Annotated in this window: 14 protein-coding genes and 1 pseudogene; 11 read left to right on the forward strand and 4 right to left on the reverse strand. The window is 63.4% G+C overall.

Annotated elements, in window-relative coordinates:
• Positions 1-11 precede the first annotated feature (11 nt).
• Complete coding sequence (locus QSV46_RS25075) at positions 12-413, forward strand: PTS sugar transporter subunit IIA (RefSeq protein ID WP_007597752.1); 402 nt, start codon at positions 12-14, stop codon at positions 411-413.
• Positions 410-727, forward strand: coding sequence for an HPr family phosphocarrier protein (locus QSV46_RS25080; RefSeq protein ID WP_314957910.1), 318 nt, complete (start codon positions 410-412; stop codon positions 725-727). Before QSV46_RS25075 ends, QSV46_RS25080 begins: the two co-directional genes overlap by 4 nt.
• A gap of 3 nt (positions 728-730) precedes the next feature.
• On the opposite strand, the gene QSV46_RS25085 is transcribed toward QSV46_RS25080, so the two are convergent.
• A complete protein-coding gene (locus QSV46_RS25085) occupies positions 731-2,368 on the reverse strand; it encodes a glycosyltransferase family 39 protein (protein WP_314957911.1) in 1,638 nt (545 codons plus the stop codon).
• A gap of 113 nt (positions 2,369-2,481) precedes the next feature.
• Between QSV46_RS25085 and lepA the strand changes: the two genes are divergently transcribed.
• The 4 genes from lepA to QSV46_RS25105 all read left to right on the forward strand — a co-directional run bounded on the left by lepA (position 2,482) and on the right by QSV46_RS25105 (position 6,639).
• A complete protein-coding gene (gene lepA, locus QSV46_RS25090; protein ID WP_314957913.1) occupies positions 2,482-4,293 on the forward strand; it encodes a translation elongation factor 4 in 1,812 nt (603 codons plus the stop codon).
• Between the two features lie 327 nt (positions 4,294-4,620).
• On the forward strand, positions 4,621-4,785 hold the full coding sequence (locus QSV46_RS25095; RefSeq protein WP_314957915.1) for a hypothetical protein: 165 nt from the start codon (positions 4,621-4,623) through the stop codon (positions 4,783-4,785).
• Positions 4,786-4,792: 7 nt separating this feature from the next.
• Positions 4,793-5,098, forward strand: coding sequence for a hypothetical protein (locus tag QSV46_RS25100; protein WP_314957917.1), 306 nt, complete (start codon positions 4,793-4,795; stop codon positions 5,096-5,098).
• Between the two features lie 320 nt (positions 5,099-5,418).
• Positions 5,419-6,639: an MFS transporter gene (locus QSV46_RS25105; RefSeq protein WP_314957919.1), complete on the forward strand. Its 1,221-nt coding sequence runs from the start codon at positions 5,419-5,421 to the stop codon at positions 6,637-6,639.
• A gap of 68 nt (positions 6,640-6,707) precedes the next feature.
• Here the strand turns inward: QSV46_RS25105 and QSV46_RS25110 are convergent.
• A pseudogene (locus QSV46_RS25110) lies at positions 6,708-7,479 on the reverse strand (SDR family NAD(P)-dependent oxidoreductase).
• Positions 7,480-7,564: 85 nt separating this feature from the next.
• On the opposite strand from QSV46_RS25110, the gene QSV46_RS25115 reads away from it, so the two are divergent.
• Positions 7,565-7,903 (forward strand): response regulator, encoded by a 339-nt coding sequence (locus tag QSV46_RS25115; RefSeq protein WP_314957921.1) that lies wholly within the window; start codon positions 7,565-7,567, stop codon positions 7,901-7,903.
• 23 nt (positions 7,904-7,926) lie between these two features.
• Here the strand turns inward: QSV46_RS25115 and QSV46_RS25120 are convergent, their stop codons facing one another.
• Together QSV46_RS25120 and QSV46_RS25125 are read right to left on the reverse strand one after the other, a co-directional pair.
• Positions 7,927-8,133 carry a hypothetical protein gene (locus QSV46_RS25120; protein ID WP_314957922.1) on the reverse strand — a complete coding sequence of 69 codons (207 nt, stop codon included), beginning with the start codon at positions 8,131-8,133 and terminating at the stop codon, positions 7,927-7,929.
• A 13-nt stretch (positions 8,134-8,146) separates the two neighbouring features.
• Positions 8,147-8,320: a hypothetical protein gene (locus QSV46_RS25125; protein WP_314957924.1), complete on the reverse strand. Its 174-nt coding sequence runs from the start codon at positions 8,318-8,320 to the stop codon at positions 8,147-8,149.
• 504 nt (positions 8,321-8,824) lie between these two features.
• Here QSV46_RS25125 and QSV46_RS25130 point away from each other — a divergent pair.
• The 4 genes from QSV46_RS25130 to QSV46_RS25145 all read left to right on the forward strand — a co-directional run bounded on the left by QSV46_RS25130 (position 8,825) and on the right by QSV46_RS25145 (position 13,497).
• Entirely contained in the window at positions 8,825-10,672 is a 1,848-nt protein-coding gene (locus QSV46_RS25130) for a caspase domain-containing protein (protein ID WP_314958198.1), read from the forward strand.
• A 362-nt stretch (positions 10,673-11,034) separates the two neighbouring features.
• On the forward strand, positions 11,035-11,283 hold the full coding sequence (locus QSV46_RS25135) for a GNAT family N-acetyltransferase (protein ID WP_314958199.1): 249 nt from the start codon (positions 11,035-11,037) through the stop codon (positions 11,281-11,283).
• Positions 11,284-11,386: 103 nt separating this feature from the next.
• A complete protein-coding gene (locus QSV46_RS25140; protein ID WP_314957925.1) occupies positions 11,387-12,541 on the forward strand; it encodes an acyl-CoA dehydrogenase family protein in 1,155 nt (384 codons plus the stop codon).
• A 209-nt stretch (positions 12,542-12,750) separates the two neighbouring features.
• Entirely contained in the window at positions 12,751-13,497 is a 747-nt protein-coding gene (locus QSV46_RS25145) for a hypothetical protein (RefSeq protein WP_314957928.1), read from the forward strand.
• Positions 13,498-13,517: the final 20 nt, after the last annotated feature.

Raw genomic sequence — 13,517 nt, forward strand, 5'->3', positions numbered from 1 at the left:
GAGTTTTTCCGATGATTGGTCTAGTACTTGTGACCCACGGGCGCCTTGCCGACGAATTCAAGGCAGCGCTTGAGCATGTCATGGGCCCACAAAAGCAAATCGAAGCGATCACGATCGGCGCTGAAGATGATTCCGATCTCTGTCGAAGCGACATCATCGAGGCGGTTAACCGCGTCGATTCCGGCGACGGCGTTGCGATCCTCACCGACATGTTCGGCGGCACGCCGTCGAACCTGGCAATATCCTGCATGAGCCGGCCCAAGGTCGAGGTGCTCGCGGGCATCAACCTGCCCATGCTGGTGAAGCTTGCCAAGGTGCGCGAGGAGCGTCCGCTGCCCGACGCGATCGCCATGGCCCAGGAAGCGGGCCGCAAATACGTCACCATCGCCAGTCGCGTGCTCGCGGGCAAATGAGCGACGAGGCGCCACAAGCCGGGACGGGCGTGCCCGCGGGCGCGATCTCCAAAGACCTCCTGATCATCAACAAGCGCGGCCTGCACGCCCGCGCTTCCGCAAAATTCGTCCAGGCCGTCGAGCGCTTCGACGCACAGGTCTGGGTGACGCGCGGTGGTGAGACCGTCGGCGGCACCTCGATCATGGGCCTGATGATGCTCGCGGCGGGTCCGGGCACGACGATCACGGTCGCTGCCGCAGGCACTGAAGCGGAAGCCGCGCTCGCGGCGATCACCGAACTCGTTGAAAGCAAGTTCAACGAGGAGGGGATTTAGCGCTCACTTCGCCGGCGGCGCGATGTAGACGTTCCAGCTCATCGACGGACCGGCCTTGCCGTGGGTGAAGCGGCGCGTCGTCATCACGATGCGCTCGGCGTTCGGTGCTGTCTCGGACACCCATTTCTCGAACGCCGGTAGGCGGCCGTCGGTCGGATCGAACACGCCGATGAAACCGTATGTCCTGGCGTCCTCGCGCGAGGTCAGCCCGGAATCCCAGGCTTCGAGCGGCATCAGTGCGGCCGGATGATCCGGGCTGTAGAACACGATCGGCTGGATCGACTCCATCGTGCCGGCGACGACTGCCCAGCGCGAGGCGAAGCGCGCGTGCCAGGCCTGCGTCAATTCGCGTGCGAGCTCCGAGCGCGCGCCATAGGTCGACGTGTTGCCGGAATTGGCCGCCATCTCGCGCGTGGCGATCCAGGGCGAGGCGGCAAGCGTCGCGGCGCTGAGCACGAGCCAGATCGCGGCGATGTTGAACAGCACCGCGCTCTGCACGCGCAGCGCGGGGATCGCAACCAGCGCCAAGGGCACCAAGAAGAACAGCGAGATGCCCCAATCGGTCTTCATGTAGATGCTGAAGGCCAGCGCGCCCAGCGGCGGTCCGACCGCGACGATGATCTGGATGATCCAGACATTCAGCGCCTGCGAGACGTTGACGCCAGGATTGGCGCCGCGCCCCCAGGCGCGCGTGACGATGCGCGACGGCGCGCGCATGAGCAGCGTGAGCCAATGCGGCACCAGCGCCATCGCCAGCGCGGCGAGCGCCACCGGCAGCGCCAGCAGCGCGAAATTATGCAGGGCATAGCCGGCGACGAGCTGATGCACGAGGCCGGCGTCCTCAAGGCTGTAGGTGTCACCGGCATAGGTCAGCGGCACGAAATGCGCATCCGCCAGCCAGACGATGTGCGGGATCATCGCCACCACCATCGTCGCGATCGCCACCCATGGCGCCGGTGACACCAGGAATTTCACGCGCTCCGGATGGATCAGCGCGGCAAGGCCGATCGCGCCGATCATGGTCAGCACCCAGTATTTGGTCATCAGCGCCAGCGCGCCGGCGAGCCCGAACCAGATGCCGGACTGCCAGCTCCGCTTCTCGAAGGCGTTGAGATAGGCGAGCACGAGCAGCGGCAGCGTGACGAGCTGGAGCAGGTCCGGATTATACTTGAAACCCTTGAAATTGAAGATCGGGTAGAGCGCGATCATCACCACGACCAGGAACGCGCGCCGCGCGTCCACCACGCGTAGCGCAACCAGCCAGCAGATCACCATGCCGACGCCGACGGTCGCCATTGCCAGCGCATAGGTCGCCCAGTCCGCGGCCGGGAACACCTTGAACCAGACGCCGGCGACCCAGCCCGACAGCGGCGGGTGCTTGCCGTAGCCCCACAGGAACTTCTGGCCCCAGCCCCAGGCTTCTGCGACGTCCATATGAACGTCCTGCGCCGCCTTGAGATTGATCAGGATGAGGGTCCAGATCACCGCATGCAGAATCGCGAACTGGATCACCAGCCAAAGGCGCGCCCGCGGTCGGGTCGCGCTGGCAACCAGCCAGGCCCGGAAACGGTCATAACTCACCCGGGACTTCGCGGGTGTCTTGGCGGGTGTTTTGGAGGAGGGGATCGAAGTGGTCGACATGGCCGTTGCGTAGCGCGTTTTGGTCCGCCGTGGAATCAGCTTGGCTTGAAGAAAGCCCCTGAAATTACAGCAATATGGTTGCCGCACGGGGATGTGAGTGGTATCCCGCGCCCATGACGACCGTCCCCATTTCGAACATCCGCAATTTCTCCATCGTCGCCCATATCGACCATGGCAAATCGACGCTGGCCGACCGTCTGATCCAGATGACCGGCGGCCTCACCGACCGTGAAATGGCCGGCAAGGAGCAGGTGCTCGATTCCATGGACATCGAGCGCGAGCGCGGCATCACGATCAAGGCGCAGACGGTCCGCCTCGCCTATCGCGCCAAGGACGGCAAGGATTACATCTTCAACCTGATGGACACGCCCGGCCATGTCGACTTCGCCTACGAAGTCTCGCGGTCGCTGGCGGCGTGCGAGGGTTCCCTGCTGGTGGTCGACGCCAGCCAGGGCGTCGAAGCGCAGACGCTCGCCAACGTCTATCAGGCGCTCGACAACAATCACGAGATCGTCCCGGTCCTGAACAAGGTCGATCTGCCCGCCGCCGAGCCCGAGAAGGTCAAGCAGCAGATCGAGGACGTGATCGGCATCGACGCCTCCGACGCGGTGATGATCTCGGCCAAGACCGGCCTCGGCGTCGCCGATGTGCTCGAAGCCATCGTCACCCGCCTGCCGCCGCCGAACGGCGACCGCGAGGCGACGTTGAAGGCGCTGCTGGTCGACAGCTGGTACGACGTCTATCTCGGCGTCGTCGTTCTCATTCGCGTCGTCGACGGCGTCATGAAGAAGGGCAGCCGCGTCCGCATGATGGGCACGGGTGCGGCCTACGACATCGAGCGCGTCGGCTTCTTCACGCCGAAGATGACGCAGGTCGACGAGCTCGGTCCCGGCGAGATCGGCTTCATCACCGCCGCGATCAAGGAAGTGGCCGACACCCGCGTCGGCGACACCATCACCGACGACAGGAAGCCTGTCACCGAGATGCTGCCCGGCTTCAAGCCGGCCATCCCCGTGGTGTTCTGCGGCCTGTTCCCGGTCGATGCCGACGACTTCGAGACGCTGCGCGCGGCCATGGGCAAGCTTCGCCTGAACGACGCCAGCTTCTCGTTCGAGATGGAGACCTCCGCGGCCCTCGGCTTCGGCTTCCGCTGCGGCTTCCTCGGCCTGCTGCATCTGGAGATCATCCAGGAGCGACTGTCGCGCGAATTCGATCTCAACCTGATCGCAACCGCACCGAGCGTCATTTACAAGATGAAGCTCAACGACGGCACCGAGATCGAGATCCACAATCCCATCGACATGCCCGACGTGGTCAAGATCGCGGAGATCCAGGAGCCCTGGATCGAGGCCACGATCCTCACCCCCGACGAATATCTCGGCAGCGTGCTGAAGCTGTGCCAGGACCGCCGCGGCTCGCAGAAGGAGCTGACCTATGTCGGCTCCCGCGCCATGGTGAAATACGATCTGCCGCTTAACGAGGTCGTGTTCGACTTCTACGATCGCCTCAAGTCGGTCTCCAAGGGCTACGCCTCGTTCGACTATCATCTGACCGACTACAAGCCGGCCGATCTCGTCAAGATGCAGATCCTGGTCAACAACGAACCGGTCGACGCGCTCTCGATGCTGGTGCATCGCACCCGCGCCGAAGGCCGCGGCCGTGCCATGGTCGAGAAGATGAAGGATTTGATCCCGCCGCACATGTTCCAGATCCCGATCCAGGCAGCGATCGGCGGCAAGGTGATCGCCCGCGAGACGGTGCGCGCGCTGCGCAAGGACGTCACTGCAAAGTGCTACGGCGGCGACATCACCCGTAAGCGCAAACTTCTGGAGAAGCAGAAGGAAGGCAAGAAGAAGATGCGGCAGTTCGGCAAGGTCGACATCCCGCAGGAAGCCTTCATCGCCGCGCTGAAGGTGGATAGCTGAGGCTAAGGCGCGGGCGGCCGCAAGCAAGACGCAATGGGGCCGGTCTGAGACGTTTGGGACCAAACAACAAGAACGCGAAAACAACCCCATGCACAGTAGCCAGGGCCTTGTTTGCATTAGAATTTTTGTTTTACCGAAATTCGTTTGACCTGTCGGGCAAAACAGGGGCATGATGCCATCATCCCGGCGCGTGCGATCGACGGCCCCTTGGCAGCCGTTGACCACCGGCAACGGGGCTGGCGCCTTTCATATGGCGGCGAAGCGGTTATATAATCAGATAGATTCATCCGTCTTGGCACCGGAACCTGTCATGGCCGACATCTGAGCGTGAAGGAACTCGTCGAGGATGTCATGCGCCGCCATCTCGATTACGTCGAGGTGGTGCAGGATTTTTCGAAGATGCCGCCGCTCTCGCTGGAGAATTATGAACTCCATCGCGACGCCGACGAAAGCGATGAGGACTACACATTCAGGCGCTCACTTTTCCAGTGAGGCCTGAATGGCTCCGCCTTTCCGACGCGGCGACATGGTCTGGAGTTACTTTCCCTTCGCTGAGACTCCCGACATGCCGGCGCGGACGCGACATGCGGCGATAATCGTCGGCGCCTTTTCTGCAATCGACGCCTCCAGGCTCGCGGGGCCCGGTGCCAGCGTAGGCGCCGCCGTCGCAGTTTACACCTCGTCTCGGGTCACGAAGTTCGGTGACAACCTGCCGATCGGGATTATTCAGGTGCCACTGGACAGGGCGCGCCAGAACAAGAACAACTCCGCGTTCTTCATCGACACACGCGCTTCCGATCCATAAGGACTACTTTCCCGATCTGGATGCGCCTGATCATGGTGTGATCACGTCCATTGATTCGGGATTGTTCAGACGCATCATGGAAGAGTTTGCACGCGTAAACGGGCGGGCGAGAGAGCAAATTGTAACCGTAGGACCGCTTCGGCCGCGCTGAAAGTGGATGGCTGTATCCCTGTCATTTCGGGGCGCTTGGCGCGAGCCCGGAATGACAAGTTCTCTGCCGCGCAAGCAAACGACATAGCAGCCCGCCTTGCCCCCACGCGCCAGATGGGCCACCATCCCGGCCGCGCACCGCTAACAAGACCAAAAGCGCGAGGAAACGCATGAGCAAGCCATCAGCCTTCGACTATGGCTGGGTCGTTGTCGCCGCGGGTGCGCTGATGACCTGTGTCGGCTTCGGCACCATGCTGTCGCTTGCAGTGTTCCTGCAGCCGATCTCTGAAACGATGGGCTGGTCGCGCGCCGGTGTGTCGGCGGCGGCGACGCTGGATTTCCTCTGCATGGGCGTTGCCGCGTTCTTCTGGGGCACGCTGTCGGACCGATTTGGCACCCGCATCGTCGTCCTCTCAGGAAGCATTTTGCTGGGCCTCGGTCTCGTGGCCGCGAGCCAGGCGGCAAGCTTGTGGCAATTCCAGCTTTTCTTTGGCACGCTGATCGGCATTGCCGCCGGCAGCTTCTACGCGCCGATGATGGCGCTCGCCAGCGCCTGGATCGACAAGAACCGCAGCCTCGCGGTGGCGCTGGTCTCCGCCGGCATGGGCGTGTCGCCGGTGACGATCGCACCGACCGCCAGCTGGCTGATCACGGCCTATGACTGGCGCACCGCGATGCTGGTGATCGGCATCGCCGCGTGGGCGCTGCTGATCCCCGCCAGCTTCCTGGTGCGGCCGGCGCCGGCCGCGGACAGCCCGGCAAGCACCGACGCCGCGCCGGCGATCGAGCTGACCGCAGCACAGGCGCTGCGCACGCCGCAATTCATCGCGCTTGCAGCCGCGCATTTCGCCTGCTGCGCCGCGCATTCCGGTCCGATCTTTCACATGGTGTCCTACGCGATGGTCTGCGGCATCGCCCCGCTCACGGCGGTGACGGTCTATGGCGTCGCCGGAGTGTCAGGCCTCGGCGGACGCCTGCTGCTGGGCGCGGCTGCCGATCGCATCGGCGCAAAACCCGTGCTGGTCAGCGGCCTCCTTGTTCAGGCGATGTGCATCGCGACCTATCTCGCGGTGGGCCAGCTCGGCGAATTCTATGCGCTCTCGGTCGTGTTCGGCCTCGCCTATGGCGGCGTGATGCCACTCTATGCGGTGCTGGTCCGCGAATTCTTCGGCGCGCGCATCATGGGGACCGTGTTCGGCGCGGTGTCGGCCTTCGCCAGCCTCGGCATGGCGCTCGGGCCCTGGGCCGGCGGGCTCGTGTTCGACAATTTCCAGCAATACACCTGGCTGCACGCCGGCTCCTTCGCGATCGGGCTTGCCGCCGTCGCGGTGGCGCTGAGTTTTCCGACCAGACGCCGGCAAACGCTCGACCTTGGCCGCGCGGCGGCCTGACGAGGTGGCGCATGAACAAGCCGCAAGTCTTCCGCTCTACCCATCCTGCCCTTCAGGCGAAACTGCTTCTACGCCGGTGAAAGCGTGACCCCGGTCAATTCGGCCAATCTGCCGAGAAGTCTGTCCTGAAAATCGGGATCGGTCGCTTCGTGGGCCGGCTCTTGTTGCCGGAGGTCATGCCAGTAACGCCCGCTGACCAAGGCGGCGGGATCATCACTCACCGCCAGCCAGGTCTGCGTCCGTTGTCCGGTGCCCACGTCGACCGGCGCTCCGGCACCGCCCATCTTGGTGCGTGCCCAGCCGGGATCGACGGCGTTGCTCAGCACCTGCGGCCAACGCCGCGCCAAGGCAAAGGCCAGTGCGATCATGTGCAGCTTGCTCTCCGCGTACGCCTTGGCCGGATCCCAGGTTCGCCTCGTCCAGTCGAGATCGACTAGCGATCCCTCCCCGCCGCGGTGAAGGCCGCTGCTGAGATACACCAGCCGATCGGGGCGTTTCATCAGGGCGGTGAGCAGGTAGGGCGCGAGCGTGTTGACCGCCAGCGTGGTGGCGTGGCCTTCGGGCGTCGGGCCCCGGCTGCGCTCCGTATAGACCCCGGCGTTGTGGATGACCGCGTCCAGGCGACCGATGGCGTTGACCTGATCTGCCACGCTTCTCGTCTGGGCGGCGCTCTTGAGGTCGCCAATCGCGATCCGTGCGGAATGCGTGTCGAGCCCGGCGACTGCCGCCGCACGTTCCGCCGATCGCGCGCAGGACGACCTGGTGGCCCTGTTCGAGGAGAGACTGGGCGGCCGCGCGGCCCAAACCGTCCGTGCTGCCCGTGATGAAGACGATTGCCATTGCCGCTCCTGCTCGAATCCCGCTTCGGCGCCTCCGAACAATCTTCGAAGAAGCGCATTAACATCGATAAGTTGGGAATGACCGCATGTCGAATTTCGTCATGCTGCTGGTCGAGGACGACTCGCTCCAGCGCGAAGTTCTATCCGACCTTCTCAAGGACGAAGGGTTCGAAGTCGTCGAATGTGCCACCGCAGAAGCGGCGGAGCTCATCGTCGCCTCGACGGGCAAGGAATTGCGGGCGCTGATCACCGACCACAATCTCGCGGGGAGAATGACCGGGCTCGAGCTGGCAGAGTACGCGCACAGTACCCATCCGGGGCTCAACATCGTGCTGATGTCCGGGACGGTGATGGCCCCGCTGCCGCCCAATACGACCTTTTTGCGCAAGCCGTTTGCGCCCGCCCATTTGCTGGCGGCCGTGTAGAACCGGAATATCCTCCAAGGTCATCACCCCGAGTTTCCCGCGCCGATGGCGTTCTCGCTTTCGGGCACCGTCAGCCGGACAGAGTGACCCTGCCGCATGGCGAGCGATGCCGCCGCCACAGCCGCCTCGAACGCGGCTTCCTTGGTCTGGTAGGTGTTCCGGATTGCGCCATCGTGTTCGACGTGCCAGGCGCCGTCCCGGCCAACAACATCATAGGCTGCGAGGCCCATCTCTTGTCCTCCGTCATGCGTCCGGCGTTGCCTTGGACGCCTGAGTGCTGCTCACCGGGTCCGACGCCGGGAAACTGTCCTTCAATCCCTTGTCCAGTTCGTCATCCTTGGCCTCGTCACGCCGGATGCCGCGCTTGAGATCTTCCGTGTTCTTGTCCGGCGGTGCCGGATCGAATTTCCCGGTCATGCAGTTGTCCTTCCGCTACCTCAAACGCGTTGAGCTCCTGACCGTTCCTTCCAAGGAACCAACGCCGGCGCCGAGGTTTGCTTGCTGTGATGGAGGAAGGGAATGGCAAGCACACGCGAGAGGCCGGTCGCGGAGACTCCCAACGAAGCGCGGCAAGCAGAGCCAGGTCCAAGCGTGCTCGTATTGCTGCTTGCCAGCCTTGCGATCTCGGCGATCATCTTGGTGGCGATCTGGACCATCTTCTTTCGACCATAAGGGGCTGGAGGCCGCTAAGCCGAACACGGGGATGGGATGTCCCGGCCCGCACTCGGTCATGTTGCGATCAAGCGCCGCAGGATCGGGTTGCGGCGGCTTCGAGCCGTAAACCGATCGTCAAGCGCCTCTCCTCCAAGATCGCTTCCCGGCCCGAACTGGTCGTTGTCCAGAGTGACCGGCATCACAGAGCTGACGCTTGCCTTTCGGCAGGCTCTGCCTACGCTGCGCATACGTTATTCTGGGGTTATGATGGGCGCGCTTCGCTGGTTTTCATTGATCTTTTTCCTTGGCCTGGCCTGCGGTTCGGCCCATGCCGAGCGCCGCGTCGCGCTGGTCATCGGAAACTCCAGCTACAAGAGCGTGCCGCGGCTTGCCAACCCCGCGAACGATGCCACGCTCGTAGGCGGCATGTTCAAGAAGGCCGGCTTCGACGTCGTCGATACGAAGCTTGATCTGAGTGTGGTCGATATGCGCAAAGCGCTGCGCGAATTCGGCACCAGGGCGCGCGAGGCCGACGTCGCCGTCATTTACTACGCCGGCCACGGCATCGAGCTGGATGGCAACAACTATCTGATTCCCACCGACGCTGCGCTGGAGACGGATACTGATGTCCTCGACGAGGCGTTTCCGCTCGACCGGGTACTTTTTGCCATTGAGCCGGCCAAGCAGCTGCGCCTCGTCATTCTGGACGCCTGCCGCGACAATCCGTTCGCAAAGTCGATGAAGCGCACCGTGGCGTCCCGTGCGATCGGTCGCGGGCTCGCCAAGGTTGAGCTAACCAGCCCAAACACCATGATCGCCTTCGCGGCGAAGGCGGGCTCTACCGCTTTTGACGGAGACGCGAAAAACAGTCCCTTCGCGGTGGCTCTTGTCGATCGCCTCCCCACGCCAGGCCTCGATCTTCGCAAGGCCTTCGGCTTTGTACGCGACGATGTCCTGAAGAACACCGGGTACAAGCAGGAGCCGTATGTTTACGGCTCACTGGGCGGCGCTGATGTGCCTCTGGTTCCTGCGAAGCCCGTCGTCACCGGACCGCAGCCAAACCCCGACAGCGACATTCGACGCGACTACGAATTGGCTCTTCAGCTCGGCACGCGTGAAGGATGGACAGCCTTTCTCAACCGATATCCCGGCGGCTTCTATGCCGATCTCGCCAAAGGTCAGTTGAGCAAGATCGCGGCCGAGGAGGCACGGGCAGCCGCAGCCGAGAAGGCTCGCCAGGCCGAGGAGGAGAAGGCGCGGCTGGTGGCTGACCGAGCCAAGAAGATCGAGCAGGAGAAGGCGGCGGTTGCTGCCAAGGCGGCCGAGGACGCCCGGATGGCGGCGGAGAAAGCCAAGCAGATGGAGGAGGCCAAGGCGACCGCAGCCGAGCAGCGGCGGAGGGAAGCTGAGGCGGCCGCCGCAAAGGCAATCACCGACAAACAAGCCACCGAGAAGGCGCTTGCCGAGAAGACCGCGAACGATAGGGCGACTGCCGAACCGGCTGGAAGGCAGGCTGCAGAGAAGCAAGCCGCCAACACGGAGCAGAAGGTCGCCGTTGTCGCACCCACATCGACCTTGCCGACCATGTCGCCTCAGGAGATGACGAAGCTGGTGCACTCGGAGCTCCGCCGCGTCGGCTGCCTGACCATCTCGGCAGATCGCCATTGGAATGCTTCGTCGGAACGCTCGCTGACGCTGTTCAACAAGTATGCCGGGACGAAATTCGACGCGAAGCTGGCGAGCCTCGACGTGCTCGATGCGATCAGAGCCAAGCCAAACCGCGTCTGCCCGCTCGTCTGCGAGCACGGTTCCAAGCCTGACGGTGACGCCTGCGTGAAGATAACCTGCCGCGCGGGGTATCGTTTGAGCGATGGCAACGAGTGCGAGAGAATACCTGACAAGAAGCCTGTTGCGACGCGCGATGATACAAGAAAGCGGGACGGGGAGCGGAGACCGATAGAAGCCGCACCATCCAACAAGCCGCAAGCCTCGGGCCAACTATTCTGTAATTCCGCCGGCTGCCGTCCTGTCGGCAAGGGATGCAGAGTAGAGGCCGCACCCGTCAGCGATCAGACCTCCCCGATGGCTGGCCGCACGAGAGAAGTATGCAACTGAGCCATGCCAATCGTACGTCGACATTTCAGGTCCATTGAACTTGCCGGCACTCGCTGACGAAGCATTCCATTGCGACGTGTCGCCCCTGGCAGAGATTGGTGGTTCAGGGCGATGTGCCTTCGTTCCCATCGACGGCTGGAGCGTCCCATGGAATGCGCAATCCGGCCCGCACTCGCAGATGATGCCGATGACATCAGCGCGGTGATCTTGCGGCCGCTGCGGGAAACGAACGCGAGAGACTATGCGGACGAGATCATCGAAAGGATCGCGCATAGCTTCAGCCCGGATGCCGTACGGCAGCTGATCGGACAACGCACCGCCTCGTCGCCACCATCCGCGGCCGCGTCGTTGCGACCGCAAGTCTGGACGGAAACGTCGTCCGCACCGTCTTCGTCGCTCCCGACGTTCAGGCGTGCGGCATCGGCAAGCTGCTGATGGCCGAGATCGAGCGTACCGCGCGCGAGCGCAACATCCGCTGGTTGACCCTTTCTTCCTCGGTCACGGCCGAGACGTTCTACGTCGGGATTGGGTTCAGTGCCGTTCGCGGCAGCTATCACGGTGACGAGCGCACGATCATCATGGAGCGATTGCTCCACGATTCCCCCAAGTAGCCGGCCCGGATGAAGTGTCGGGAAGGCATCTTGATCCTCTCCGCCGGATAGACCACCATCGCCCCCTCTTACCGCTCACGGCAGAAGGGGCGAGGAAACGCGCATGAACGCAACCCCCGGAGTTGGCTTGGTCGAACGAGCGCTCGCGATCGCACCGCTGATTGCGGCCGAGTCTGACGAGATCGAGCGGACGCGGCGGCTGACGCCGGCCGTCGTCTCCGCGCTGATCGAGAACGGGCTCTACCGCGCGCTGCTGCCGCAAAGTCTTGGCGGCACGGAAGCTCCCCCCGAAAGCTTCATGCAGATGCTGGAGGAGATCGCCAAGGCCGATGCCTCGACCGCCTGGTGCCTTGGCCAATGCAGCGTCTGCGCGACGATTGCGGCCTCGCTCGGTCACGACACCGCGCATGAGATCTTCAACACGCCGCCCGGCATCCTCGCCTGGGGCGCGATTGCGCATGAGGCGCGCGCGGTCGAGGGCGGCTATCGCGTCACCGCGCGCTGGGATTTTGCCTCGGGCTCGCGGGAGGCGAGCTGGCTCGAGGCGCATGTGCGGATCACTAATGCCGACGGGACGCCACGCAAGACTGCCGACGGATCGCCGGAGGTGCGCACCATTCTGTTTCCAGCCCACAGGGCCGTGCTGCACGACGTCTGGCAGGCAATTGGGCTCGCGGGCACCGGCACGGACTCGTATGAAGTCAGCGACCTCTTCATCCCCGAGCGGTTCACGGCGTTTCGAGACGTGCCGTCGGCGCTGGTCGAGAAGGGTCCGCTCTACAGGATCGGGACCGGCTCGACCTTCAGCCTTGGCTTTGCCGCGGTGTCGCTCGGTGTCGCGCGAGCCATGCTGGAAGCGGCGATCGCGCTGGCACGCGCAAAGCACCAGTCGCTTGCGGCCGGCGCGATGCGCGACAATGCCGCCATTCAGGGCCTGATCGGCCGCACCGAGGGCGATTTGCGGGCCGCTCGCGCCTATCTCTATGCCACAGTGAATGCGATGTGGCGCGATCTCAGCGCCACCGGCGAGTTCAGCGCGGCGCATCGGAGCGCAGTGCGCCTCGCCGCGACCTGGACCATCCATCAATCGGCACGCGTGGTCGACACCGCCTATCACATGGCCGGCGCGACAGCCGTATTCCGCAGCCATCCGTTCGAGCGGCGGTTTCGCGACATGCACGCGATCGCGCAGCAGATCCAGGCGCGGGATACGCATTACGAGGATCTGGGCAAGATGATCCTTTCAGGGGATCGCTGACGTCGACAAGTTGCCAGAAGTGCACCCACGCTGACCTATATTGAGGTCAGCATCCGGCGTCATCGTCGCTGAACCTTTCCAGGTTTTCCCGGACCAATTTCTATAGCGACAGGAACGACAGCTTTTCCGCTGTGAACCGAGCCGACCATTGTGAAGTGACAGTTGAGGATTGATTTCAGCGCGCTGCATTTGCGCAAGGGAGGTCCGTTATGGGCCGAACAGCTGGCAAAAAGGTCAATTGTCCTGCCATCCAGCGTCATTCCCCGGGATGGCGCCATCCTGGCATTCTCACGATTGCCATCATCTGCACCGCATGCACTCTGCTATTTGCGGGCGAAGCCGTGGCCCAATGCTCGGCGCGAGACGCCCTGCGGAATCACCTGAAGCTCAAGCAAGCTCACGCCGACAGGGCGCCAATCCCGATCAAATCCGCCGTCGACCTCCCCACGTGGAAGACGATCGAGATCGGGACGTTTGCAAATTTCTTCGCCCTCGCTAACGCGTTGCATGCGGCAGGTTGCGGCATCGGAAGCTCGGCCGGCGAAATCCTCGCGCGACCGGCCTTTACCCTTAGCTCCACGAAAAAAAGCGTCGAGCTTCTTGCGGTGTCGGCAGCCGAACTGGGTTTTCAAACCGATAATGCGTTGCTGGCAGACATTTATGCGCGCGCCAGACAGTTGGGTTTCGGCCTGGCGGCGGCAGAAGTCGGACCACAATTGAGGCTTCAATACTTTGACCAGCCGATCGGCGAATTTCTCATCATCGGAATGGAGCCAATCAGGACCTGGCAGGGCGCCCCTGTCATCTTGAATGTAGCCAATGGCGGAGCGGGACTCATTCTCATCGGCCAGGATGGCGGCGCCGACGCACAGATTCCCGCAGCATCCCGGTTTGTATTCGTGCGGGCCAATGAGAACGCTTCTGCCGAGGAGCAAGTAACACTTGTCGGTCGCTGAGCTTTCGACTGTGCGCAACT

The sequence above is a fragment of the Bradyrhizobium cosmicum genome, from assembly GCF_032290525.1.
Lineage (GTDB): Bacteria > Pseudomonadota > Alphaproteobacteria > Rhizobiales > Xanthobacteraceae > Bradyrhizobium > Bradyrhizobium cosmicum_A.

Coding starts and splice junctions, on each gene's coding strand:
- QSV46_RS25075 (WP_007597752.1), top strand. CDS start 12: ATGATTGGTCTAGTACTTGTGACCCACGGGCGCCTTGCCGACGAATTC.
- QSV46_RS25080 (WP_314957910.1), top strand. CDS start 410: ATGAGCGACGAGGCGCCACAAGCCGGGACGGGCGTGCCCGCGGGCGCG.
- QSV46_RS25085 (WP_314957911.1), bottom strand. CDS start 2,368: ATGTCGACCACTTCGATCCCCTCCTCCAAAACACCCGCCAAGACACCC.
- lepA (WP_314957913.1), top strand. CDS start 2,482: ATGACGACCGTCCCCATTTCGAACATCCGCAATTTCTCCATCGTCGCC.
- QSV46_RS25100 (WP_314957917.1), top strand. CDS start 4,793: ATGGCTCCGCCTTTCCGACGCGGCGACATGGTCTGGAGTTACTTTCCC.
- QSV46_RS25105 (WP_314957919.1), top strand. CDS start 5,419: ATGAGCAAGCCATCAGCCTTCGACTATGGCTGGGTCGTTGTCGCCGCG.
- QSV46_RS25115 (WP_314957921.1), top strand. CDS start 7,565: ATGTCGAATTTCGTCATGCTGCTGGTCGAGGACGACTCGCTCCAGCGC.
- QSV46_RS25120 (WP_314957922.1), bottom strand. CDS start 8,133: ATGGGCCTCGCAGCCTATGATGTTGTTGGCCGGGACGGCGCCTGGCAC.
- QSV46_RS25125 (WP_314957924.1), bottom strand. CDS start 8,320: ATGACCGGGAAATTCGATCCGGCACCGCCGGACAAGAACACGGAAGAT.
- QSV46_RS25130 (WP_314958198.1), top strand. CDS start 8,825: ATGGGCGCGCTTCGCTGGTTTTCATTGATCTTTTTCCTTGGCCTGGCC.
- QSV46_RS25140 (WP_314957925.1), top strand. CDS start 11,387: ATGAACGCAACCCCCGGAGTTGGCTTGGTCGAACGAGCGCTCGCGATC.
- QSV46_RS25145 (WP_314957928.1), top strand. CDS start 12,751: ATGGGCCGAACAGCTGGCAAAAAGGTCAATTGTCCTGCCATCCAGCGT.